A 24835-nucleotide genomic window follows, 5' to 3' on the forward strand; every position below is an offset into this window, starting at 1 on the left:
TTAATTTCTTCCTCCTATTATGTCTGCCTTATTCAGCTGCCATCATCATAACACTTTCCTGTGTTGCTTCTTCATGACTAATGCAACCTTTCATTTTTCCATGTGCCATTACATAAATCCGATCACTCATTCCCAAAATCTCCGGTAACTCAGAAGATATCATAATAATCGACATTCCCTGTTTTGCCAATTGATTCATAATCGCATAAATCTCTGATTTTGCACCTACATCTACACCTCTTGTAGGCTCATCCAGGATCAAAATTCTCGGATGAGTTGCAAGCCAACGTCCGATTAATACTTTCTGCTGATTTCCTCCCGACAGATTACCTATAGCTTGTTCTTGTGAAGGTGTTTTTGTTGCCATCTTATCGATATATTCTTGCGTAATCGCTCTCTCTTTCGAATTATCTACAAAAATACCTTTGATAAATTCATTCAATACTTCTATCGTTGAATTAAACCTGACACTCTGTACCAGATATAACCCTTCTAATTTACGGTTTTCAGGTACAAGTGCAATACCATTTTTCATTGCATCAATTGGTGATTTAATAGTTACCTTTTTCCCTTCCAGATAAATATCTCCTGTACTTTTTGGCATCAATCCAAAGATACTTTTCATCACTTCACTTCGGCCTGCACCAACCAATCCTGCAAATCCTAATATTTCTCCCTTTCTAAGTTCAAAACTTACATTCTCTGCAAGCTCCCCATCTGAGATTCCTTCACATTTCATGATGACTTCTTTGTGTTCTTCAAAATCCCTAGTATAATAATTCGTAAGTTCTCTACCAACCATCATTGCAATCAATGCATCTTTCGTAGTATTTTTTACGATTTCCGTTCCAACATACTCACCATCTCGCATAACCGTTACTCGATCGCATATTTCCTCTAATTCACTCATTTTATGCGAAATGTAGATGATTCCTACTCCCTTTGAAGTAAGACTTCTCATTGTCTTAAATAAAAATGCCACCTCTTTATCTGAAATAGAAGATGTAGGCTCATCCATAACCAGAATTTTAGAATTATATGAAATAGCTTTTACAATTTCAACCATTTGCTGCTGTGCTATTGTCAATTTTTTGATCAACTGATTTGCCTTTATTCCCATCTGATAATCATCCAGCAATTTCTGAGCATCCTGATTCATCTTTTTCTTATCAACGAATCCCGAACTCATAGGTTCACGCCCAAGGAAAATATTCTCAGCAACCGTCATATAGGGAACCAAGACTAACTCTTGATGAATAATTGCTACACCATTCATCTGCGCTGCTTTTACACCATCAATATTTACCTTTTTTCCATTTATAATAATTTCACCTTCATCAGCCGTATAAATACCACCCAGTACTTTGATAAGTGTAGATTTCCCAGCTCCATTTTCCCCTAATAGTGCGTGAACTTCTCCCGAACGAAGTTCAAAATTGATATCTTTTAATGCATATACACCTGGAAATTTTTTATGTATATGCTTCATTTCTAACAATGCTGTATCACTCAAAATATCACCTTTTTATCCCTTTCTTTTATCTGCAAAAAGGTGCTTTATCCAGTTCATTGAATAAAACACCTTTCATATTTTTGTTAATGACTATCGTTTACTGCCAACCATCTGTACCATAATCGTTAACATTATCTGCTGTAATCAGGAATGTTTCTACTGGATATTTGTCTTTCACTTTCTTGCCATCTAAGATTTTATACATAACCTCTACAGACTTATCAGCAATACCTACCGGAGACTGTGCTCCTGTTCCTTCCATTAAAGAATCACCTTTTGCAAGCTCTGATTTAACATCCGGTGAACCATCTACTCCGTAAATTTTACAATCCTTAATTCCTGCTGCATTTGCTGCCGCTAATGCACCAAGTGCTGTAGGATCATTTCCACCAAAGATTGCAACTACATCTCCATGTGCCTGTAATAAATCTTCTGCAATTCCCATTGACGTTTCAAGATTTCCTTTGGCATCCTGCTGTGCAACAATGTTAAATCCTTTTCCTTTGATTGCATCTGTAAATCCCTTTGTACGATCTACAATTGAATTCATAGTCGGTGAATCAAGAACAATAATGTCTCCACCCTTCGGGCATTTCTTAACTAAATCTTCTCCACAAACTTTACCTGCATTGTAGTTATCAGATCCAACATAACTTGTTACATACGACATATCAGCAACTTCTGTATCAAAGTTAACGATTGGAATGTTTGCTTCTTTTAAAGCATCCAAAGCTGGAAGAATTCCTTCAGCTTCTGCTGGATTCAGGAACATTGCATCAATTCCCTGTGAAATCAAATCTTCTACCTGCTGTACCTGAAGACTTACATCGTTTGCCGGATCTACTGATACAAGCTCATCCCCATTCGCTTCTACTTTCTTTCTAATTTCATCTTCCAATGTTACGAAGAATGGATTTGTTCCATCCATACAGGTATATCCGAACTTGTGACCTCCCTTTTTGTTTGTTGTTGATTCGGTTTTTGTTGAACTAGCTTTCTTGTCCCCATCGCCATTACTGCATCCCATCGCCATTGCCGCAACTAACGAAACACTTAATAACACGCTCACTAATTTTCTTTTCATTTCTTTTCCTCCTTGCTTGTTATTTGTTGTCTTAATATTACTAATTTTCATTATTCTGTACACCTGTATTTTGTAACTAAAAAAACATTACATTCCTCACAAAAAATGTGACAAATGTAATGCTTTTTTTATTGATTTAAAAACTTGGTAATGCTTCTTTGAAATACTTTAAGTGAGCTGTCGATATTCTTTTCATTTTTATAAATATCATCCATTTCATTCTCTGCCAGTGCCATTGCTTCTGGATATTTTGAAAATCTTGGCTTTATACGCCCATTCTCTATTGCATCACTTAATAATCGGTTATCAATAACCCTCTCATTTACATCCATATCTTTCCGAATCATACTCTCTGCATATCTTGATCCAGTTACATATTTTAATACTGATGCACCTTGTGAATATTCAAATATCTCTCTTTGTATTGAAGAATCTGCAGTTAATAGTTTCAAGAATTCCCATGCCAATTCCTTATGCTTACTTTTATTTCCTACAGCCATCATAAGTGCATCCACTTCCGAAGTATTATGTCCTCCTGGTCCTGCCGGCATCGTTGTGCAATCCCATTGAAAGCTTGTATATTTTTTTATTTTATATGGATACGTTTTATATGTTCTGTATTCAGAAAACGACAATGGCATAAACGCCACATTTCCTGAATCAAAATCATTTTGTGTAACTTCGCGTCCCCCATTCATTTCATTTAATCTCTTTACAAATTTAACAGCTTCATTTACTTTTGTTCCGGAAAAATAAGCTCTTTTTCCATCTTTGTCAAAAAGCTCTGCTCCATTTGAATATGCCGCTTCTTTCCACGTATAATTATATGTTCCAAATTGATCAATTACACCATCTCCATCTTTATCCTTTGTAATTTGATCAACAATCTGTTCCATTGTACTCCATGTCCAATTTTCATTTGGAACTGTTATTCCTTCACGTTCCAGCAATGTTTTATTCACAAACATCAAAGTCGGAACCACTTCATACGGTAATGCATACTGACTTTCATGATATTTACCAATATCCAATGCTGTATCAAAAAAATACTCCTTTTTAAAGTCTCTGTCATTAGCAATCTGATTATCCAGATTAGATATAACATTCAGTGATACATATTTGTAAAAATCATCAGACAATACCATAAATACATCTGGTGTTTTTCCTTCCAATATCTTTCTATCCAGCCATTCTGAATAATCTTTTTTTCGGATTCCAGTCTCATAATGAACTTTAACACCCGGATGCTCTTTTTCAAATTGCTTTATTGCATCATCTATTATTACATATGCATTCGCATTCTCGACATCCCAATTACTTTCAGCAAACATTCCAAATTCCAAAACAACTGATTTATTCTTTTGTTTATAATTCCACGCAAATACCGATAAGATTACGACAAAAAAGAAAGCTACTAATCCACATATATTTTTCTTTTTCATTTATTATTGCTCCATTATCTTTGTTGCCACTTTATTCTGTACCGCCCATATTGCCAGTTGGGTTCGATCTCTAAATTCCAGCTTATTTAGTATTCCACTTAAATAATTACGTACAGTTCCTTCTGAAAGTTTTAAATTTTCTGCAATCTCTTTATTCGAACTTCCTCGTCCAACCTCATTGATAATTTTCCATTCTGTTTTCGTTAAATCTTCTGTTCTCTTTTGGTCTACATCCACAACGTAATCTGCCTTGGCCATCTGAGAAAATAATCTTACAACCTTGGTCGCAATATCTGGATTTATCATCGCCTGACCACTATAAACAGTACGGATTGCATTCGTCAAACCATCCATCGATACTCCTTTTAAAAGATATCCACTTGCTCCCCATTTTAATGCATTATATACATACTCATCATCATCAAATGTGGTAAGTATAATAATTTTTATTTCCGAATAATTATCTTTTATTATCTTCGTACATTGTACACCATCCATTTTGGGCATTCGGATATCCATTAAAATTACATCCGGTCTATTTTTCCGTACACTTGCAATTACTTCCTGTCCATTTGCAACAGTATCTGTTACTTCTATTCCATCCTTTGTATTTAACACAATTGACAAACTTTGTCTTATCAATTCCTGGTCATCCGCAATCAGTACTTTAATCATATTCTTCACCCCATCTTATTGGAATTACAACCTTCGTTGTAAATCCATCACTTCCGTCAAACTCTACTATTCCATTCAATAACTTTATTCGCTCAACAATATGCCTTGTACCAAATCCTTTCTTCATATCGTTGCAGCCAACACCATCATCTTTAATTAAAATACAAATATCCGAATATTTCTTTTTTATAGTAATATATATATTTTTTGCATAACCATGCCGTACTGAATTCGTCATGCTTTCCTGTATAACACGATATATTGCATTTTCTTCATCCTCATCAAATTTTAATTTATCCACATCACATTCAAAATGTATTTTTGTATTTGTTATAGAATTGGTTTCATTTACCATTTTGCGAATTGCAGGTTCCAAACTTAATCTTTCAAGTGAATCCGGTCTTAATTCACTTACGGAACGCCGTACTTCTTTTATTCCATCTCTCGTAACCCTGGAAATAAGTTCTAATTGTCCTTTCGTTGCTTCTGGCGAAATCTCAATCATTGCTATACAAGCATCTACGCCTGCCGATATTCCAGTTAATGTATGACCCAATGTATCATGAATTTCTCTTGCTAATCGGTTACGTTCCTTAGTTTCACCCATTTTCTCCTTCATCACAGCATATTCTTGTAACTTTTCATTTGCTTGCTGTAATTCTTCATTCGTTTTATATAGCTTTGAATATAACTTTTTTACTTCATCAATTGTTCCGCTTTGTTCAATAATAATAAACACACAAAAAGCAAAAAATAAAATAATATTTAATGAAGTAAGCAAATTATATATCCAATACAAAACCTTTTGAACTCCAATATCATATATCTTTATATAATCGCTAACAGAAAAAATTTTTGTACTTACTGAAATAATCCCATGATTAGTTCCAATATAGCTAAGCAACGACACTACTGCTAGTGCATATTTTCCTCCCATATCCTTAATATGTGCAATTAAATTTGCAAACACCCATAAAAGTATACCATTATAATTAAAATCCAATCTATATACAATAAAAAGACTTGCACAAAAATCTATAAGTAAGGTAAAATAGTACACCCCTGTATTTTCTTTCACAAATTTTTCTCGACATATAAAAGAAATTCCCATTATCAATATTAGTATCAATATTTCTCCCACCAACACAGAAGGACTTGTTGGAATTGCATTTACTTTCTCTAAGAAATCACTTGCAACATATGCATTACATATTTTTTTCGTTGTATACAAAATAAACATCGCAATTCCTATCACTGATATACTATTAAAAACAAATATAATTTTTCTTAGAATTAAACTATAGTTTTTCTTCATCTACTGCCATCCCGTCATGTCATAAAATTTCAAGTTATCTGCTGTAATCAATTCTACTGGTATTGTAATATACTTTTGTACAGTCTCTCCCGCCAAATAACTATATGCTGTCTGAACTGCCTTTTCACCTATCTTAATCGGTGATTGTGCTGCTGTTCCTTCTAAAAATCCTGCTTTTATCATTGCTTTTCCATCAGGTGAACCATCGACTCCATAAACCATGACCTGATCAGTCTTATCTGTCATCTGCATTGCTGCTATACACCCCAAAGCAATCGGATCGTTTCCTCCCATTACAACATCATAATCTTTATTTTCATATATAATCTTCTCCATAACTTTCATAGCAATTTCAAACTCTGCAGAACTTTCTTTTTCTTCCACTATTTTATATTCTGGATGTCCTTTTATCGTATCTCTAAAACCTTTTACTCTCTCATTAATCGAATTCAAGGCTTTTTGATTTACAATTACAATGTTTGCACTCGATTTTTTCTTCATCATATCCTTTGCACACTGAACACCCGCATCATAATTATCCGAAACAATAGTCGATACAACTGCTTCTTTATCTGCTACTTCAGAATCAATAACAAATACTGGAACATGTCTTTTTTTGCATAATTCAAGTGCAGGCCGAACTTTATTTCGATTTACAGGTTGCAAAAAAAGTACATCAATTCCTTCATCTAACATATCCTCAATCTGTTCATTTTGCTTTTTCTGATCCTGCAGGGGATCTCTCGTAATCAAGATATCCCCCCTTGCCTGCACTGATTCTTCAATATTTTCATCCATATTAACAAAATATGGATTATTCATCGTCATATAGGTTGCTCCGAATTTTAATTGTTTTCTTGTATTTTTTTCTTCACGTATCCCTGATGCTATGAAAAGTGTTATACATGCCACAATTGCTGCTGCAATCCATTTTTTCTTATCTAGCCACACCTTTACTTCTCACCTTTTTTCTTTTTCATATACATTCTAGCAAATCCCTGATATATCCTGCTTGAAAGCACCCCGCGGAGCACATTCGCCGCACTCCTGCGTACATCCTCCTCCAGAATCACTCCTTTGGATACCGCTTTTACAATCTCATCCACAGTTCCCTGGCTTCCCGGCATGATCAGATCATTGCCGGATGCGATTGCATGTGCCGGGTCTCCATATTTCCGTCCGGTTGCGAACCAGTCTGTCATCACGAATCCGTCAAACCCCCACTCATTACGAAGTACCTGCGTCAGCAAATGGTAATTATTATTCACATATTTCCCGTTTACCTTATTGTAACTACTCATAACAGCTCCCGGATTCGCTTCTTTTACTGCGATTTCAAAGCCTTTCAGATAGATTTCCCTGAGTGCACGTTCATTCACATTGACGTTCATCTTATTGCGGTTATCTTCCTGATTGTTGCAGCAGAAATGCTTCAATGTTACATAGCAGCCACGGTTCTTCTGTACTCCCTTTGTCACGGCTGCTGCAAATTTTCCGGAAAGCAGTGGATCTTCCGAATAATATTCGAAGTTTCGTCCACAGAGTGGATTCCTGTGAATGTTAAGTCCCGGTGCCAGCCAGTATGTGACACCATAACATTCCATCTCTTTTCCTACTGCATTTCCCACTTCTTCCGCAAGCTCCAGATTCCAGCTGGATGCCAGCGAAATGCCGCTTGGGAATGCTGTTGTGAACTGATACAGAAGGTTCGGGCTGTCCGGATTACCCAGCATGATTTTTTTGACCGGTTCCGGAAGATATTTCATAAATGAAATATTCGGCTCTGTTCCTTTTACCTTTCCGGTAAATGATACGGATGATACCTTATTCAGGCGAAGTCCTGCCGGCCCGTCTGCCATCACTACATTTGGAATTCCTTTTTGTTCCAGCATTGTACAGGTAACTCCTGCTGCCCCCGGTGCTTCAAAGAACCTTGCTCCGGTCAGACCTCCACCCACTGACAGTTCTGCCATATCGCGAAGCGTCAGCTTCTCCATTATGGCATCTGTCTCTTCGGATGAATATATCTTTACCGGACCATATGCATGCTCTCTAACTGGTATCCTCTCTTTTTCAATCCGGATGCTTCGGATCTTCTCTACATTTTCAATTATGATTCCGCATCCTTTTCCCCAGTTCTGTCTGCAATCACAGGTCGCATGGAGCATATCTTCTGCATTTTGCTCTATCTCCGTTATCCGTACTGGAGCTTTACAGATATGAGAATGTTTTTCGGTTATTACTTCCTCTTCCATTCTCAGGATTCCGCAAACTCTGGTATTCCTACTGGAATTACCGATTCGGACTACATATTCTCCTTTTTCTAGAACCGTTACCGCATCAGCTTCCCTGTAACTCGTCAGATCTTTAAGACTAAAGCTTAATATCAGTTCATCTTTCTCTCCTGGTGCTAATACTTTCGTCTTTTGAAACGCAGTAAGCCTCTGCACTTCTTTTTCAAGCTCTCCTTCCGGACAACTGACATAGATCTGTACAACTTCTTTTCCACTGTATCTTCTGCCGGTATTCTCCACTGTCGCGTATACATACACGTCTGTCTCTTCCACCTTCATCTGATCCAGACGTATTGTAAAATCCGTATATGACATTCCATATCCGAACGGATATCTCGGTGCTACATGAAACGTATCAAAATACCGGTATCCGACATAGATACCTTCTCTATAATATTCTTCATCCAGATTGCCATTCAGATAACTGTATTCATCTGCAAATGGAAGATCCCGGTAATGCTTTGCCCATGTATCCGTAAGCTTTCCTGACGGTGTCTGCCTTCCAATAAGCACGTCTGCAAGAGCCTGACCACCCATACTTCCAAGCTGACCCATGAAGACAACGGCTCCGATTCCCTGTATCTCACTTAGAAAATGCAGATCAAACACTCCACCTACATTGATCACGATGATCAGATGCTTATAACTTTCTGCGCAGAAGATGATATTCGTCCGCTCTATCTCCGACAGACCGTACTCATTCTCATCCAGTTTTCTGTCTGCGCCTTCTCCGGCCTGTCTCGATATTACATATACACAGGTGTCTGTATCCGATTCTTCTATATCAGATTCCAGTATCGCCCGGCCATAAGGATATCTGTAAGGGCTGCTCATTAAATTCATAAAATCCGGCAGATTCTTCAGATTCAATTTCTTTCGGAATTCTTCTGAATATTCCTGTTCGCCTTCGTCAAACTGTCTGTCATAATCTTCAATCCACCGCATCGTTGTAATAGTGCATCCGGCCTGTTCCATCCCTTCCAGAACAGATACCGACTGACGTCCATTGACTTCTCCTGATCCGGTCCCGCCTTTGATCGTCTTCTTTGCTCCGGCACCATATAATGCAATTTTTTTATTTTTCAACGGAAGACATCCGTCATTTTCCAGCAGCACAATTCCTTCTGTGGCTGCCTTATAAGCCAGTCTTCTTCCGGACTCCTCAAGCGGTGTCACTGCATCCGTCAGTGCTGCTTTATGAATACTTTTTGTTCTCATGCTTTCCTGTCCTTTCAGGTGTTACTTACCAGATGTCGGGATATACGGACTAAGGACTCCTGCAACATTTGAAATCGGCATCGTCTGAAGCCATACCCGTCCTGGTCCGTGAACTACTGTATTAAAGATTCCTTCTCCTCCAAACAGCATATTTTTTACACCCGGAACACTCTTAATCTCTATCCTGCAGGATGCATCCATCGCTGCCAGATGTCCCGTATCTATAACAATCTCCTGTCCGGCATTCAGCTCATACTCTACTACATGTCCGTCAAATTCGGCAAATACCGTTCCTTCTCCGGATACTTTCTGCATGATAAATCCTTCCCCGCCAAATAATCCCGAACTGAACTTCTTATTAAAGAATACAGAAAGTTCCACACCGGCTTCACTTGCAAGAAATGCACTTTTTTGAAATACCATCTCACGCCCAGGTCCGATTTCGAATGCTTTGATCGATCCCGGGAAGCACGATGCGAATGCGATCATTCCATTACCGCCCTGTGCGGTATAGATATTCTGGAATATATGCTCTCCCGAGAACATTCTTCCGAATGCTTTGCCTATTCCGCCGTTTGTTGTCGTCTCCATCTTCATATTCGGTGACATCCATGACATTCCACCGCCTTCTGTGATCATCTTCTCTCCGCCTTCTAAATAGCAGATAACTACTGGTAATGTTTCGCCTTTGATTTCGTATCTCATATACAAAAACCTCCTGATATTTGATTTTTCTTTTCATAATCTTATTCCCGCAATACGGAATTTTCAGTTTAGAAAATTCCTGTCTGTATACATTATAACATCTGCTATACCTGTTCACAATCCACACTTTATATTTGCATAAATTTTTGTTACATTTTCACTATACCTGATATTTTCTATCTTTCACCAGCAGACTTCCCATCTGCATTTTCTTTCACCTATAACCACCGGTCATACTCACCCTTACTGATATCATCTGCTATGTATCGGGTCAAAATACCTTTTGCCCCAACATCTAGATATGATAAAAGCACGAAAAATCCCATTGCAATTTTCTGCTTAGAATTTTTCGTGCTCAACAAATTCAACAAATCATTCTTTATTTATCGCTTATAAGGTCTTCACAAATCTTAAAAACGCTTCCCGTCCTTCTTCTGTACACTTATACACTCCGGCATCCTCAAGTACATGGACGAATACTTCACCGACTTCTTTTTTCAATATATCCATTACATTTTCTTCTGTAATCTCATCATATTTTCCACTAAATGTCTCTGCCCAGTCTGCATGTTTTGCAATCTTTTCATTACTTCTGATATCTTTCTTCTGAACCAGATAGTCCGCAAGAATCTCCAGCTCTTCTTTTAATCTGGATGGAAGCACTGCCAGTCCCATAACTTCAATCAGTCCGATATTTTCCTTTTTGATATGATGGTACTCTGCATGTGGATGATAAACGCCAAGTGGATGTTCTTCGGTTGTAATATTATTACGAAGAGTCAGATCCAGTTCAAAGAATCCATCACGTTTTCTTGCAATCGGAGTAATGGTATTGTGTGGTTCCCCGTCTGTATTTGCATAGATGAAGGCTTCTTCATCGGTATAACCTCTCCAGCATCCGAGAATGTGATCTGCCAGTTCAATCAGACGTTTTTCATCTTTATGGCGGATACGGATTACAGACAATGGCCATTTTACAATTCCAGCTTCCACATCCTCATATCCAGGAATCTCTACCGGAATCTCGATTGGTGCTTTTGCCATGGCAAATGTATAATGTCCGCCCTGGAAATGATCATGGCTTAAAATTGAACCTCCCACGATTGGAAGATCTGCATTGGACCCCAGAAAATAATGTGGGAACATTTTTACAAAATCAAATAATTTTTCAAATGCCTTCTTCTCAATCTTCATTGGGATATGCTGTCCGTTAAACACGATACAGTGTTCATTGTAGTACACATATGGAGAATACTGGAATCCCCATTTACTACCTGCGATTTCAATCGGGATAATTCTGTGGTTTTCTCTTGCCGGATGATCCAGACGTCCTGCATATCCTTCATTTTCCATACAAAGCTGGCACTTTGGATAAGCATTGTTCTTTGCATTTCTTGCTGCTGCAATCGCTTTTGGATCTTTTTCCGGTTTGGACAGATTGATGGTAATATCAATCTCTCCATATGGGGAATCTACTTTCCATTTCATATCTTTTTTTACACGGTATCTGCGGATATAGTTGCTGTCCTGACTTAATTTGTAAAAATATTCTGTCGCAGCTTCCGGTGATTCTTCATATTTTTCAAAAAATTCTTTCTGTACCTGCGCCGGTCTTGGAACCAGACAGTTCATGATCTTTGTGTCAAATAAATCTCTGTAACCGATACTGTCTTCAATGATTCCTCTTTTTACCGCTTCGTCTAATAATGCTTCCAGAACTGGTTCTAATTCAACCGGTTCTTCGCCAATTTCTACTTCTTCATATGCATCCTCGTGGAATAATTCCAGCAAAAGATTGGTCGTATAGATTCGTTCGCATTCTGGTGTTAAGCCTGTCTGAATTCCGTATTCTACCAGTTTCTTGATATTTTCATACAACATGTTTAAGTTCCTTCCTGATCTATCTTTATATATATGATATCTGAGTTCAAATATAGTTTTCATTTCATGCCATAGATTGCACCAAAGCTCCTCCACTCCAAGGATGAATGCTTTATCGTGCATACACAAACAGCTTTTTAGCTCCTGACATTATACGATCTTTGCTCCGTCACCGATCTCAACTACATAGAATTCTGCTTCATGTCCTACTTTTTCCTTATATGTCTGTCCGATGGTCTCGATAAATCCATCGACTGCCTCATCTTTTACAATACTGACAGTACATCCGCCGAATCCGCCTCCAGTGATACGTGATCCCAGAACTCCCGGCATTGCCTGTGCGAGATCAACAAGAATATCGATTTCCTCACAAGATACTTCATAGTCATAGCGGAGTGATTCATGAGATGCATTCATAAGTTTTCCAAATAATTCTACATCATTATTACGAAGAGCTTCTACTGCACGGATCGTTCTCTGATTCTCATATACCGCATGTTTTGCCCTTTTTTGTCTTACCGGATCTTTGATCGCATCTTTATTCTGCTCGAATTCTTCTTCTGTCAGATCACCAAGAGTCTGGATATCTGTTACTTTCTGGAGTTCCTTTAATGCTGTCTCGCACTCATTTCTTCTGTCATTGTATGCAGAATCTACCAGGCTGTGTTTTACCTTACTGTTGATGATGACAATCTTTGCATCCTCTAAAACGACTGGTGCGTATTCGTACTTAAGTGTATTGGTATCCAGGAAGATTGCATGATCTTTCTTACCCATTGCGCTTGCGAACTGATCCATGATTCCGCAGTTACATCCGTTAAAATTATTCTCTGAATACTGTCCGATCAGTGCAAGATCGATCATAGACAATTCTTCAAATCCAAATGTTTCTTTTAACATCAGTCCTGTCAGTACTTCCAGTGAAGCGGAAGACGAAAGGCCGGAACCATTTGGAATATTTCCATAGATCAGGATATCCAGTCCATGTGTCAGTTCATAGCCTCTCTTTTCAAACGCCCACATTACTCCCTTTGGATAGTTCGTCCATCCGGCTTCCTTACTTGGCACCAGTTCATCCAGGCTGCTTTCTATAATTCCAAGTTTTTCAAAGTTCAGGGAATAGAATCCAAGTTTTCTGTCTTCTCTGTTTCTTACGACTGCCCATGTTCCCATTGTCAGTGCACATGGGAATACGTGTCCACCATTATAATCGGTATGTTCCCCAATCAGATTCACACGTCCCGGTGCAAAATATGTACGGATCTCCCCGCCTTCTCCGTAAAGTTCCTCAAATTTTTCGATTAACTGTTCTTTTTTCATTCTCTGCCTCCAATTTACATTTTTTGAATATTTTATGATTGACCTTATTTCCTTATCGCTTTATTATTATCATAATGAGATATTGAGATATTCACAATAAATATATTGGCATATTTTATAAGAATATTGAGATTTTTGTACTTTTATTTGTTCAGGAGGAATGATATATGTCTGGCATCCGGATCCAAACGGAAAAGAATAGAAAAGAAGTAAAACAGCACGGCGATTACAAATTCCCGGTCAACATAAGCCCGGAGGCTATCCAGTCTTACGAGCAGCACGCATTCATGTGGCACTGGCATCCGGAGATTGAACTTACCTGGTTCGTATCCGGACAGATGGAGTATCTCGTCAATGACCAGAACTACCTCGTCCATGCAGGCCAGGGAATGTTCTGTAACAGTAACGCCCTGCATGCCGGCTATATGATCGATGAACAGGACTGTGATTACATCTCCATTACATTTCACCCCAGATTCATCTACGGATATGAGAACAGCATTCTGCAGACCAAATATGTTGACTTTATCACTTCCAATGACTTCTGGTCTTCTCTTGTATTAAAACCAGAAATTTCATGGCAGAATGAAATCATAGAAAATATAAAAGAAATATACAAGCTATCACAAATAAATCCGACATCTCCGGACTTTGAACTCCGGGTTCATATTATAATCTGCGAAATCTGGCACAGACTTTATCAATACTACGTGCAGCTGTCCCAGGATACTCCACAACCACAGAAACATCTGCAGCGGCTCCGCGACATCCTGTCATATATCCAGGCACATGCTTCCGAGGACGTAAGTCTTGAAGATATCGCGTCACATGCCGGACTCTGTAAAAGTGAATGCTGCCGTTTTTTCAAAAAATATATGAAGATGACCATCTTTGATTATCTGTTATCCACCCGGATACAGAACAGTCTTCCTCTTCTTCTGGAAAGCGAAAATATTACAACGATTGCAAGTCTGGTTGGTTTTTCTTCTCCTGCATATTATGGGCAGATTTTTAAGCGGTATATGGGGATGTCTCCCAGCCAGTACCGGAAAAATCAGGCATAAAAAGAGCAGAACAATTTTTCAAATAAGATTGTTCTGCTCTTCTAATTTTCACCGTTCCTTACACATCTTTCCCTTCCCCTGCAAAATACTCTTTCACAAGTTTTACCACTACTCCTGATAACAGGAAGACTGCGATCAGGTTCGGGATAACCATCAGACCATTGAATGTCTCTGCAATATTCCACATCAGGCCAAGTTCCATCGTTGCCCCGACAATTGCTACAAGCGCATACAGAACCATGAACGGCTTATTCGCACGACTTCCAAATAAGAACTCGATGCAGCGTGTTCCATAAAGTCCCCATCCGATGATCGTAGAGAACGCAAAACAACACATTGCAACCGCTGTAAATATGGATACCCAGTTACCATATGTAGAAGTGAATCCCTGAATCGTAAGTTCTGCGCCGGCCACATCTCCATATCCAATCGATACCCCGCTGCATAAAATGACGAGTGCTGTCAACGTACAGATTACGATTGTATCTACGAACACTTCAAAGATACCAAAGAATCCTTGTTTTACAGGTTTTCTTGTATCTGCGCATGCATGTGCAATGGATCCGGTACCAAGCCCGGCCTCATTGGAAAAGATACCTCTTGATACACCTTTTTTCATACTCATGAAAAAGGATCCGACTGCTCCGCCAGTTACTGATGCCGGCGAAAATGCCCCTTTAAAAATCGATGCAAATACCACCGGGATATTTTTATAATTTAAAACAACTACTCCAAGCGCAAGTATAATATAAATCACTGCCATAAATGGAACCAGCTTTTCCGTTACCTGACCGATTCTTTTAATTCCTCCAAGAAGAATCATTCCAATCAATATTGCAAGAACAATTCCAATCACCAGATTCAATATACCGGCACTCTTTTCACTGATGATTCCATAATTATATAAAGCCGAATCAATTGCAGTCGTGATCGTATTCACCTGTGTCGCATTACCTGTTCCAAATACAGTCAGTACTCCAAATGCAGCAAACAGGTATGCAAGCCATCTCCAGTGTTCTTTCAGACCATTCTTTATGTAATACATCGGTCCTCCGACCAGTTCTCCATCTGCATTTTTCTCTCTGAAATGTACTGCCAGTGTTACTTCTGAAAACTTCGTACACATTCCAAGGATTGCTGATACCCACATCCAGAAAACCGCTCCCGGTCCTCCGATGGCAATGGCTCCTGCCACACCTGCAATATTACCGGTTCCGACAGTCGCAGCCAGTGCTGTACATACTGCCTGAAATGGTGTCAGTGCTCCGTCTGATGCATCTTTTTTCCGAAGCATACGGCCAATCGTTACCTTCATCGCATATGGGAATTTACGGATCTGTAAGAACCCTGTTCTTACGCTTAACAGTAATCCCACTCCTATGATACAGATCATAGCCGGCACGCCCCAGATGAAGTTATTTACCACGCTGTTAATTGATTCAATAGTAGCCAACATCTTTTTCTAGTCCTTTCCTTTTGTAACTATGCGCTTTCATATCAGCGCTTTACCACGCTAAATCACGTTTTTAACTGTTGAATTATAGCATGATTTTTTACAAAAGTACAGGAAAAAAATTTGGGCGTATCGAAAGATTTTATCTATATATCCTGTCTGAAATCAGTTGCCACACTCTTACCGTTTGCACAACCTGCCAGAATCATAACATCAAAATGATATCTCGTTTCTTCTCCTGGTTCTACCATATGTACACCACGTTTTTCTTCAAAAATGTCGCTCTCATCATTACATGTTGATAATCCGCTCCATGGCTCGATTGCGATAAATGGGCCATCATTTGCACTTGACCAGAGGATCAGATAAGGGAAATCTCCGAATTCCATACGGATTTCTTTTCCGTGCCGTTCAGAATAGAGACTTAAGCTCTTTGACTTCAACTGATCCAGGATCACTGCATCTTTGTGGAACATCTCATGCGTTAACCGAAGTCTTCTCTCTCCGTTTAATAATGGTGTTCTGTTATCTAGATTAATAAGTCCTGTCTCCGTAACCGGCTCTGGAACACTTATCGTCTCTTCTTCTTCAAATTCAATCCAGTAATCATCATAAGACTCCCCTTCAAATACCGGACAGTTGAATCCCGGATGTCCGCCGATCTGGAATGGCATAGTCTCATTTCCAGTATTTTTTACAATATATTCCACACGGATCCTGCTGCCGCATAATGTATACTGGATCTGAAGCTCAAAAGGATATGGAAATGCTTCTTCCATCTCTTCATTACTTTTGATTGCAAATGTAATCTGATCTTTTGTCTGTTCTACACATTCAAATTCACGTTTTCTTACGATGCCGTGTCATGGCATCGTAAGATTCTTTCCGTCTTTTGTTACTGCTTTATCATCACGGATACTTCCGCAGATTGGGAATAGTACTGGTGCCTGACCACTCCAGTAATTCTTATCTCCCTGCCATAAGAATTCGATTCCCTGCTGGTCTTTAATTGAACTTAACGCCCCTCCAAATGATTGAAATTCTACGTGTAACTGTTCATTTTCAAGTTCGTATTTCATATTTTCTTCCTTTCTTATTTCACAACTTTTTCCCCATCCTGTCATCTTTATTCTGTCGTTTACTTTATACTTTATTATAGCTTTTTCTTATTTCTCCTGCAATTCCAGATAGTATGATTTTTTGTATTTTTTGACAAGCATTATCATAATCCTTCTCTCCTGTCTTTCCACAGCTGTAAAACATGTCTGAAAATGCTTTCGCATATCGATTGCCAGAATAAGTTTCAGACATATTATAAAGCGTATTTAATAAGTGGTCTGCCTTATTTTCATATAACTGGCTCTTTATCTCATGCCACTGCTATTGTAAAGTAATGACAATTACAAAGAGAGAAAGAGGGGTTACTTTATGAATTCCAATTTAAAGAAAATCGTTATGACAGCGTTATTCGCTGCTCTTGCATGTGTTGCAACCATGTCGATCCGTATTCCGACACCTGGAACCGGCGGATATATCCATCCGGGTGATGCAATCGTGATCCTGTCCGGTGTTGTTCTTGGTCCTGGATATGGATTTCTGGCAGCAGGTATCGGTTCTGCACTTTCCGATCTGATCGGCGGATACTTCGTATATGTACCGATCACATTCGTAATCAAAGGATTGGTGGCACTTGTATCTGGTCTGATCTATCAGAAAATGAGCCACTCCGGTAAAAACCGTTATCTCGCAGTGATTCTCGGCGGTGTTACAGATATCGTATTCGTTGCCGGAGGTTACTTCATCTGTGAGTTCTTCCTGTATGGAAGCGGTGCCGCTGCAAGTATTCCTGCTAATATCATCCAGGGAATCGGCGGACTTGTAATCTCTGCTGTATTATATCCGGTACTGATTGCAATTCCGGATGTCCGTCAGGCAGCTTACGAATCAAAATAGTTAGATAAGATTTTTTTAATAACAAAAAAGGATAAATTCTTTCCATAGCTTTGAAAGAATTTATCCTTTTCCACATCTTTTTACTTTTTCACTTTACTTATCCACTTTTTCAGTGTTGCTTTTTCCACAGGAACATCCAATTACAAATGCAAGGAACAAGATTGCCACGATCATCCATCCAATCAGCGCCTTCGTTCCCATCGGCTGGAACTTATCATAATATCCCTTGAGATAAATGATAACGATCAGAAGCGGAAGTCCATAAGACATATATCCCTTAATTCCTGCCGGGAACTTCCATCCTTCTCCCTGGTTGATCTCATGAAGGAAATTACTCCATCCCCATCCATTCTTCTTCGTACAGAACAGTACATATCCCAGACTTCCAAGTGGAAGCAGGTTATTCGATACGATGAAGTCCTCAAGATCCATGATCGTTGACCCTTCTCCAAGCGGTGTGAATCCGGCTAATACATTGAATCCCATGACACAAGGCATACTTAAGATAATGATCAGAATCAGGCTTACCAGTGTACTCTTCTTTCTCGACCAGTTGAACAAGTCCATATCGAAAGAAATAATATTTTCAAATACCGCTACCAGTGTCGTAAATGCAGCAAAGCTTAAGAACAGGAAGAATAATCCTCCCCATACACGTCCACCTGCTACCTGCGCAAAGATATTCGGGATCGTGATAAATATAAGACTCGGGCCAGCTCCCGGTTCAATTCCATATGCAAAGCATGCCGGAATGATAATGAATCCGGCCATCAATGCCACAATTGTATCAAGCACCGTGATATTCACAGCCTCACCAAATAATCTCTGGTCTTTTCCTATATAACTTCCGAAGATCAACATAGCTCCGATACCAATTGATAATGTAAAGAATGCCTGGCTCATCGCTCCAAAGATTACATTTCCAATTCCGATTTCTGCCATCTGTTTAAAATCAGGGATCAGATAGAAACGGATTCCTGCTCCGGCACCTTTTAACATCACCGAATGAATTGCAAGTACGATCATAATCAGCAGAAGCGCTGTCATCATGAATTTTGATACTTTCTCAATACCTTTCTGGATACCAAATGCACATACACCGAATCCGATGATACAAATCAAAATCGTCCAGAATGTCATAAGCGGCATATTGCCAAGCATATCACTAAATCCTGCCGAAACAGTCTCCATATCAGCTCCTACGAAATCGCCTCTGAAACTTCTGACACAATAATACAGCATCCATCCACCGACAGTAGTATAGAACATCATCAGGAAATAACATCCGATGACACCAATCCATTTTGTAATATGCCACTTTGTTCCCTTCGGTTCCAGTGTCTCATAGGCTGCTGCAACACTGTGTCTGCTGGCACGTCCGACACCAAATTCACAGACCATAACCGGGATTCCCATGATCAAAAGGAATACCAGATAGATCAGAATAAATGCGGCTCCACCGAACTGTCCACACATATACGGGAATTTCCACACATTTCCGATACCAACGGCACATCCTGCGGATACAAGGATGAAGCCCAGTCTTGATCCAAATGTCTCTCTCTTCATTCCATAAACCTCTCCTTACTTTTTTAAGTCAAGCGTTGTATATTATATCGCATATTGTCGACCGAACGCAAGGACTATCATTATGGAATTCTTAGATTAAAATAGATCAAGTATACATACAGAGGTATCCACAAGAAAAGACCAGGAAATGTACCCTACTCATCTCCTGGTCTTTCTTTCTGTTTTATATGATTTTTACTATTATCAGCTAATGAAGTTTCATACAGCTTTCATCCGGTATGAGATAACTTTCATCCGGTATTTCCTATGCTGTACAGGCATTCTGCAGAATCTCATTTAAAGCATTTCCGCTGCTTGTATGGCATCTTACGATCTGTGCATTGCATTTTTCTGCTTCTGTTACTGCACAGTGCACCATCTTATGAGATACTGTATTGGTAAATAAGATCAACAGATCCGGACTTCCGATCTTCTCACTTAAATTACCTGACATCTGTGTGAATACTTTCGCTTTGCATTTATATTCTTTACAGATTTTTTTATATTGATGAACCATTCTGTCATGTCCGCCTACAATTACTACACTCATCTTCTGCCTCCTTTATGCATGTCGGTTAGCTTTGTCTAACTATTATAATACACGAATTTCCCAAAAATGGAAGAGGGTATATTGAGAACATTTCTCAATATACCCTCTTATTTTCTCAACTTCTTCTCAAGACACACGAGCTGCACTCCTTCAATTCCATTGAACACACATGACACAATATCAGCCTCCCAGTATCCAAGTTTCTTATATAACATTGTTACTGTTTGCCGGGCGTGTGAACATTAACACCACCATTTATCCTATAACTTTTTCGTATAATATTCTTGAATATACTTACTCTATATGATATATTAATTATATAAAGAACAACCGCCCACAAGGGGTTGACCTTGAAAATATGGTTAAAGAAAACACCACTCCATCGCTCGCCAAAGTTCCGGGGTGGTTTTTCTATATTGACTGTTGCTTTTTCTATACTAAGGATCTGCCATCTGCATACTTTGCAGCCGGCAGATCCTATTGTATACTTTCTTACTCATCTACTTCATCCAACGGCATCTCACAGTTAAACACTTCAATATGATGTCTCACATTCTCATACGTTCCCTGTACCATAGCCACATTCAGATCAAAGTAGTTATGCGCTCCTTCTGACTTCAGGTACTCTTCTGCATGTTTCGTCAGACGGTTAAAGCTTGCTGTCGCAATATTCACTTTCACGATTCCAAGCTCGATTGCCTTGCGGAAATCTGCATCCGTAATTCCACTTCCTCCGTGAAGAACCAACGGAATTCCTGTCTTATCATGGATCTGCTCCAGTACATCAAATGCAAGCTTCGGTGCTACCGGATAATTGCCATGTGCATTTCCGATTGCAACTGCCAGTGCATCGATTCCCGTGCGTTCTACGAACACCTTTGCATCATCTGGATTCGTGCAGCGGATTCCGTGATCTTCGCTTCCGTCTTCACTTCCGCCTACCAGTCCAAGTTCCGCCTCTACGGTTGCCCCGTACTTCTTTGCCAGTTCTACTACCTTGGCGGTACGTTCGATATTTTCTTCAAATGGATATGTTGAGCTGTCGAACATGACTGAGGTAAATCCAAGTTCCAGTGCCTTTTCTACTGTCTCCATGGTAAGACCATGATCTAAATGTACTGCCACATCCACTTTTGCCTCTTTTGCAGCCTGTACCATCATCGGTCCCATAAATGCAAGCGGAGAGTGTTTCAGTCTTACTTCTGCAATCTGTAAGATAATCGGGGTATCCAGTTCTTCTGCCGCCTTAATTGCTCCTTTTACCATCTCCATATTTCCAACACTGAATGCGCCGATACCTCTGTGATTAGTCTTCGCACGCTCCAGCAATTCTTTCATCGTTACTAATGCCATTGTTCTGCTCCTTTCCATGTTCTTCCTGTTTCAAGTTATGTCCTAATATCGTCAGACAGATCAATGCGATTACCGCAAATGCAATTCCCATTCCGAATACCACATGCATACCGTATCCTTTTCCGGTAATGAATCCGGATAACGCCGGTGCACCACATGTTGCGATCACGATACCAAGCATTACGAATCCGTAATTTTCTCCGGTATGCTCAATTCCAAAGATCGAACTTGTAAAGGAAGGGAAGCTTCCCATGATTCCACCATAGCATCCATACATCAGGATGATTGCCGCGGTTACGGTGTATGATCTGGTAAATGTAAGTACTGCCATCGCTGCTACGGATACTGCCAACACGCCCTTAATACATCCCACTCTTCCTACTTTATCGGAAAGTGTCGGGAGTACCAGTCTGGTTCCCGCATTTACAATGGAACCGATCATAACAGCGCTGACTGCAATTGCCGACGGAATTCCAAGTTCAATCTGGTAAGTCTGTGATACCGGTGATACCAGAAAGTATGAAATCAATCCAAACAGCATCGTTGCAAGAAGCAGATAAAAGTTCTTTGTCTTCATCATCTCTGCGGATGTGTACTGTTTTTGTTCTGTCTGTGCTTCTGTATGTCCATTTGCCACGTTTTGCTCTCTTAATGCCTGTTCAGCTTTTCTTCTCCACTCTTTATCCGGAGCGGTAAAGAAGATTCCACATAAGATCCATGAGATCGTGATTGCTATGCCGATGATCAGGAATGTCTTTCCCGGTCCCTCTGCCTGCAGGATTCTTCTGCTGACCGGTGCCAGGAAGAATCCACACAGCCCGTTTGCCGTTACGACCACACCTGATGCAAATCCCGTTCTTCCCGGGAACCATTTCTGAACGGTCGAAATAATTACAGTATAAATGAGTCCCTGTCCGAACCCCTGCATCACACCATAGGTCAGATACATCGGGAATGGTGAAGGTACGATTAAAAATGCCGATGCCAGGATTCCGGCGGCGAAGATTCCGCCTCCAATCCATACAACAATCTTGGGATTATATTTATCCTGTAATCTTCCACCGATTATATTGCCAAATACGAATGTACTCAGTGCCAGGTAAAAACACATGGATGCTGCTGTCTGGCTCCATCCGGCCTGTTCCATCACGTATGGCTGATATATTGACCATACGTGAGGATAACCGGTAAAAAAGATAGCAACGGCACCGAATATCATCGTCAGTAGTCTTTGTCTTTTCTGTGTAGCTGTTAACTCCATAATTTTTTCCTCTTAATTAATAAGTCCGAACTTCTGCATCTCGCTTTTTAAGATTTCTGTATGCTCCGGCTCAAGCTCTGTCAGAGGTGCTCTTACGGTTCCTCCGCAAAGTCCCATTAATTCTACCGCTTTCTTTACTGGAATCGGATTCACTTCCGAGAATAATGCATGGATCAGCGGTAAGGCTTTTAACTGCAGTTCCAGACTTTCTTTTACCTTTCCATCCAGATAAAGCTGACAGATATCGTGTGCTGCCTTCGGTGCTACATTGGAAAGTACGGAGATCACTCCTTTTCCTCCAAGTGACATCAAAGGTACAATCTGGTCATCATTTCCGGAATACAGATCCAATTTTCCATCTGTCAAGTCCATCATCTTCACAATATTAGAGAAATCTCCGCTTGCTTCTTTGATCGCAACGATGTTATCCACATGATTCACCAGATAAGCCACCGTCTCTGCTTCCATCTTACATCCGGTTCTTCCAGGGATGTTATAAAGTACAACCGGTACTTTCGCCGCATCTGCTACCTGGGTAAAATGTGCGATCATGCCTTTCTGGGTTGCTTTGTTATAGTAAGGTGTTACAACCAGCACACCATCTACACCATACCCTGCTGCCTCTTTGGATAATTCCATTGCAGTCTTCGTACAGTTTGATCCGGTTCCTGCGATAACCGGGATTCTTCCCTTTGTTCTTTCAACTGTGAATTTCACACATTCCATGTGTTCCCGCTCTGTCATTGTTGCTGCTTCCCCGGAGGTTCCGCAGATTACGATGCTGTCTGTTCCGTTTTCACAGTGAAAATCAATCAATTCATCTAATCTGTCATAATCGACGGATTCATCTTCTTTGAACGGAGTAACGATTGCCACTCCTGCACCTGTAAATATTGCCATATTGCTACCTCTCTTATCTGTTACAAATGCCACACGGAATCCGCATGGCATTATAATACCGACTTAGCATTAAGTTTCTAATTTCTTACCACAGATTTTTATACATCTGTTCTACGTCTGCCTGAGTGATCTCACGCTGTGTATTCTGCGGGCTTCCGCTGTCCATTGCGTCGTATGCCATTTTCTCGATTACTTCGAAGAATTTTTCTTTGTCGATTCCGAACTCAGCAAGTGTCGGTGTCTCTAATTCTTCTGTCAGTGCTACAACTGCATCGAGGAATTTCTCGCTTGCTTCCTGATCGGAATCTTCCGGTGTTGCTACACCAATGGCTCTTCCAAGATCTGCAAATCTGTCATAGGCTCCCTCTAATGCGAAGCTTAAGCACTCTTTCATCAACATTGCATTAGAAAGTCCGTGTGCTACATGGAACAGTGCTCCGATCGGACGGCTCATTCCGTGGATCAGTGTTACAGATGAGTTATTGAATGCAATTCCTGCTTCCAGAGCTGCTACAGACATCTGTACTCTTGCTTCTTCATTCTTTCCATCGTGGAATGCCACCGGAAGGAATTTGAAGATTCTTTTTACAGCTGACATTGCAAAAGTATCCGATAATGTCTGTGCTTTTCTGGATGTATAGGCTTCTACTGCATGGCACAATGCATCAAGCCCTGTTGCTGCTGTGATTTTCGGAGGTGCAGTCATAGTGAATTGGGGATCTATAATAGCTAATGAAGGAATCAGCACTTTTCCTTTCAGCAGCATCTTAATGTCTTTTTTGGTATCTGTAATGATTGTGAACTGTGTAGCTTCGGATCCTGTTCCTGCTGTAGTCGGGATAGCTACCATCGGAGGCATCTCTACATCAATCACTTTACCCATGTAATTGGAAATGCTTCCGCCATTTTTTACAAGTGATCCGATTGCTTTCATGGAATCGATTGGGCTTCCTCCGCCAAGTGCTACGAGGAAATCACATCCTTCTGCTTTGTACTGTGCAAGTCCTTTTTCGATCATTACATCTGTTGGTTCTCCTGCGATATCTGAATAGATTGTATATTCTACGCCCTGGCTTTTTAATGCATTTTCAACTTTTGCACAGTTTCCAAGGTCGATCATTACTTTATCTGTTACGATCATTGCTTTCTTTCCAAGTGTTCCAAGTGTATTCTGTGCCATATCAAGTGCGCCTGATCCTGAGATCATCTGTCCAGGTACGATAAATTCTCTTGCCATAATAATTATCTCCTTTTCTCTCTAATGAGCGTTTTGCTATCTTCTTTT

At 39.8% G+C, this 24835-nt stretch carries 20 protein-coding genes and 1 pseudogene; 2 read left to right on the forward strand and 19 right to left on the reverse strand.

All coding sequences use genetic code 11. From position 1 onward, the window contains the following. Positions 1 to 28 precede the first annotated feature (28 nt). From ACWJAF_RS07550 to ACWJAF_RS07595, 10 genes are all read right to left on the reverse strand, one after another. Complete coding sequence (locus tag ACWJAF_RS07550) at positions 29 to 1513, reverse strand: sugar ABC transporter ATP-binding protein (RefSeq protein WP_448863097.1); 1485 nt, start codon at positions 1511 to 1513, stop codon at positions 29 to 31. Positions 1514 to 1610: 97 nt separating this feature from the next. Continuing rightward, the gene (locus tag ACWJAF_RS07555; protein ID WP_296093663.1) at positions 1611 to 2597 is read right to left on the reverse strand and encodes a sugar ABC transporter substrate-binding protein; all 987 of its coding nucleotides are present in this window, start codon (positions 2595 to 2597) and stop codon (positions 1611 to 1613) included. 128 nt (positions 2598 to 2725) lie between these two features. Then, positions 2726 to 4039 carry an ABC transporter substrate-binding protein gene (locus tag ACWJAF_RS07560; protein WP_448863098.1) on the reverse strand — a complete coding sequence of 438 codons (1314 nt, stop codon included), beginning with the start codon at positions 4037 to 4039 and terminating at the stop codon, positions 2726 to 2728. A 3-nt stretch (positions 4040 to 4042) separates the two neighbouring features. Beyond that, positions 4043 to 4714, reverse strand: coding sequence for a response regulator transcription factor (locus tag ACWJAF_RS07565; protein WP_296093672.1), 672 nt, complete (start codon positions 4712 to 4714; stop codon positions 4043 to 4045). Next, complete coding sequence (locus tag ACWJAF_RS07570) at positions 4707 to 6029, reverse strand: sensor histidine kinase (RefSeq protein WP_448863099.1); 1323 nt, start codon at positions 6027 to 6029, stop codon at positions 4707 to 4709. The genes ACWJAF_RS07565 and ACWJAF_RS07570 overlap by 8 nt, the downstream gene beginning before the upstream one ends. Further along, positions 6030 to 6941 (reverse strand): substrate-binding domain-containing protein, encoded by a 912-nt coding sequence (locus ACWJAF_RS07575; protein WP_448863100.1) that lies wholly within the window; start codon positions 6939 to 6941, stop codon positions 6030 to 6032. It lies immediately after the preceding gene. A gap of 41 nt (positions 6942 to 6982) precedes the next feature. Further along, positions 6983 to 9541: a glycoside hydrolase family 3 protein gene (locus ACWJAF_RS07580; RefSeq protein WP_448863101.1), complete on the reverse strand. Its 2559-nt coding sequence runs from the start codon at positions 9539 to 9541 to the stop codon at positions 6983 to 6985. Positions 9542 to 9562: 21 nt separating this feature from the next. Continuing rightward, positions 9563 to 10246, reverse strand: coding sequence for a TIGR00266 family protein (locus tag ACWJAF_RS07585; RefSeq protein WP_296032220.1), 684 nt, complete (start codon positions 10244 to 10246; stop codon positions 9563 to 9565). Between the two features lie 390 nt (positions 10247 to 10636). Beyond that, a complete protein-coding gene (gene galT / locus ACWJAF_RS07590) occupies positions 10637 to 12127 on the reverse strand; it encodes a UDP-glucose--hexose-1-phosphate uridylyltransferase (protein WP_296032219.1) in 1491 nt (496 codons plus the stop codon). Between the two features lie 150 nt (positions 12128 to 12277). Further along, complete coding sequence (locus ACWJAF_RS07595; RefSeq protein WP_296032217.1) at positions 12278 to 13447, reverse strand: galactokinase; 1170 nt, start codon at positions 13445 to 13447, stop codon at positions 12278 to 12280. A 167-nt stretch (positions 13448 to 13614) separates the two neighbouring features. Between ACWJAF_RS07595 and ACWJAF_RS07600 the strand changes: the two genes are divergently transcribed. After that, a complete protein-coding gene (locus ACWJAF_RS07600) occupies positions 13615 to 14511 on the forward strand; it encodes an AraC family transcriptional regulator (protein ID WP_448863102.1) in 897 nt (298 codons plus the stop codon). Positions 14512 to 14569: 58 nt separating this feature from the next. Here the strand turns inward: ACWJAF_RS07600 and ACWJAF_RS07605 are convergent, their stop codons facing one another. From ACWJAF_RS07605 to ACWJAF_RS07615, 3 genes and pseudogenes are all read right to left on the reverse strand, one after another. Next, entirely contained in the window at positions 14570 to 15967 is a 1398-nt protein-coding gene (locus tag ACWJAF_RS07605) for an alanine/glycine:cation symporter family protein (protein ID WP_448863103.1), read from the reverse strand. 143 nt (positions 15968 to 16110) lie between these two features. Next, positions 16111 to 17088: pseudogene (locus tag ACWJAF_RS07610) on the reverse strand (aldose 1-epimerase family protein). Positions 17089 to 17107: 19 nt separating this feature from the next. Continuing rightward, positions 17108 to 17275 (reverse strand): hypothetical protein, encoded by a 168-nt coding sequence (locus ACWJAF_RS07615; protein WP_448863104.1) that lies wholly within the window; start codon positions 17273 to 17275, stop codon positions 17108 to 17110. A 117-nt stretch (positions 17276 to 17392) separates the two neighbouring features. On the opposite strand from ACWJAF_RS07615, the gene ACWJAF_RS07620 reads away from it, so the two are divergent. Continuing rightward, complete coding sequence (locus ACWJAF_RS07620; RefSeq protein ID WP_296093689.1) at positions 17393 to 17917, forward strand: ECF transporter S component; 525 nt, start codon at positions 17393 to 17395, stop codon at positions 17915 to 17917. Positions 17918 to 18010: 93 nt separating this feature from the next. On the opposite strand, the gene ACWJAF_RS07625 is transcribed toward ACWJAF_RS07620, so the two are convergent. The 6 genes from ACWJAF_RS07625 to ACWJAF_RS07650 form a co-directional block, all read right to left on the reverse strand. After that, positions 18011 to 19486 carry a sodium-dependent transporter gene (locus tag ACWJAF_RS07625; protein ID WP_448863105.1) on the reverse strand — a complete coding sequence of 492 codons (1476 nt, stop codon included), beginning with the start codon at positions 19484 to 19486 and terminating at the stop codon, positions 18011 to 18013. Between the two features lie 265 nt (positions 19487 to 19751). Beyond that, on the reverse strand, positions 19752 to 20036 hold the full coding sequence (locus ACWJAF_RS07630) for a DUF2325 domain-containing protein (protein ID WP_006428500.1): 285 nt from the start codon (positions 20034 to 20036) through the stop codon (positions 19752 to 19754). 492 nt (positions 20037 to 20528) lie between these two features. Further along, the gene (locus ACWJAF_RS07635; protein WP_448863106.1) at positions 20529 to 21389 is read right to left on the reverse strand and encodes a class II fructose-bisphosphate aldolase; all 861 of its coding nucleotides are present in this window, start codon (positions 21387 to 21389) and stop codon (positions 20529 to 20531) included. Next, complete coding sequence (locus ACWJAF_RS07640; RefSeq protein WP_448863107.1) at positions 21343 to 22650, reverse strand: MFS transporter; 1308 nt, start codon at positions 22648 to 22650, stop codon at positions 21343 to 21345. The genes ACWJAF_RS07635 and ACWJAF_RS07640 overlap by 47 nt, the downstream gene beginning before the upstream one ends. 12 nt (positions 22651 to 22662) lie before the next feature. Further along, positions 22663 to 23550, reverse strand: coding sequence for a 4-hydroxy-tetrahydrodipicolinate synthase (gene dapA / locus ACWJAF_RS07645; protein WP_448863108.1), 888 nt, complete (start codon positions 23548 to 23550; stop codon positions 22663 to 22665). Positions 23551 to 23635: 85 nt separating this feature from the next. Further along, complete coding sequence (locus ACWJAF_RS07650) at positions 23636 to 24787, reverse strand: iron-containing alcohol dehydrogenase (protein WP_448863109.1); 1152 nt, start codon at positions 24785 to 24787, stop codon at positions 23636 to 23638. Positions 24788 to 24835 lie beyond the last annotated feature (48 nt).

Source organism: Dorea sp., assembly GCF_977044405.1.

What these genes read in the sequence shown, in the direction of transcription:
- ACWJAF_RS07555 (WP_296093663.1), bottom strand. Translation starts at nt 2,597, where the DNA reads ATGAAAAGAAAATTAGTGAGCGTGTTATTAAGTGTTTCGTTAGTTGCG.
- ACWJAF_RS07560 (WP_448863098.1), bottom strand. Translation starts at nt 4,039, where the DNA reads ATGAAAAAGAAAAATATATGTGGATTAGTAGCTTTCTTTTTTGTCGTA.
- ACWJAF_RS07565 (WP_296093672.1), bottom strand. Translation starts at nt 4,714, where the DNA reads ATGATTAAAGTACTGATTGCGGATGACCAGGAATTGATAAGACAAAGT.
- ACWJAF_RS07570 (WP_448863099.1), bottom strand. Translation starts at nt 6,029, where the DNA reads ATGAAGAAAAACTATAGTTTAATTCTAAGAAAAATTATATTTGTTTTT.
- ACWJAF_RS07580 (WP_448863101.1), bottom strand. Translation starts at nt 9,541, where the DNA reads ATGAGAACAAAAAGTATTCATAAAGCAGCACTGACGGATGCAGTGACA.
- ACWJAF_RS07585 (WP_296032220.1), bottom strand. Translation starts at nt 10,246, where the DNA reads ATGAGATACGAAATCAAAGGCGAAACATTACCAGTAGTTATCTGCTAT.
- galT (WP_296032219.1), bottom strand. Translation starts at nt 12,127, where the DNA reads ATGTTGTATGAAAATATCAAGAAACTGGTAGAATACGGAATTCAGACA.
- ACWJAF_RS07595 (WP_296032217.1), bottom strand. Translation starts at nt 13,447, where the DNA reads ATGAAAAAAGAACAGTTAATCGAAAAATTTGAGGAACTTTACGGAGAA.
- ACWJAF_RS07600 (WP_448863102.1), top strand. Translation starts at nt 13,615, where the DNA reads ATGTCTGGCATCCGGATCCAAACGGAAAAGAATAGAAAAGAAGTAAAA.
- ACWJAF_RS07605 (WP_448863103.1), bottom strand. Translation starts at nt 15,967, where the DNA reads ATGTTGGCTACTATTGAATCAATTAACAGCGTGGTAAATAACTTCATC.
- ACWJAF_RS07615 (WP_448863104.1), bottom strand. Translation starts at nt 17,275, where the DNA reads ATGTCTGAAACTTATTCTGGCAATCGATATGCGAAAGCATTTTCAGAC.
- ACWJAF_RS07620 (WP_296093689.1), top strand. Translation starts at nt 17,393, where the DNA reads ATGAATTCCAATTTAAAGAAAATCGTTATGACAGCGTTATTCGCTGCT.
- ACWJAF_RS07625 (WP_448863105.1), bottom strand. Translation starts at nt 19,486, where the DNA reads ATGAAGAGAGAGACATTTGGATCAAGACTGGGCTTCATCCTTGTATCC.
- ACWJAF_RS07630 (WP_006428500.1), bottom strand. Translation starts at nt 20,036, where the DNA reads ATGAGTGTAGTAATTGTAGGCGGACATGACAGAATGGTTCATCAATAT.
- ACWJAF_RS07635 (WP_448863106.1), bottom strand. Translation starts at nt 21,389, where the DNA reads ATGGCATTAGTAACGATGAAAGAATTGCTGGAGCGTGCGAAGACTAAT.
- ACWJAF_RS07640 (WP_448863107.1), bottom strand. Translation starts at nt 22,650, where the DNA reads ATGGAGTTAACAGCTACACAGAAAAGACAAAGACTACTGACGATGATA.
- dapA (WP_448863108.1), bottom strand. Translation starts at nt 23,550, where the DNA reads ATGGCAATATTTACAGGTGCAGGAGTGGCAATCGTTACTCCGTTCAAA.
- ACWJAF_RS07650 (WP_448863109.1), bottom strand. Translation starts at nt 24,787, where the DNA reads ATGGCAAGAGAATTTATCGTACCTGGACAGATGATCTCAGGATCAGGC.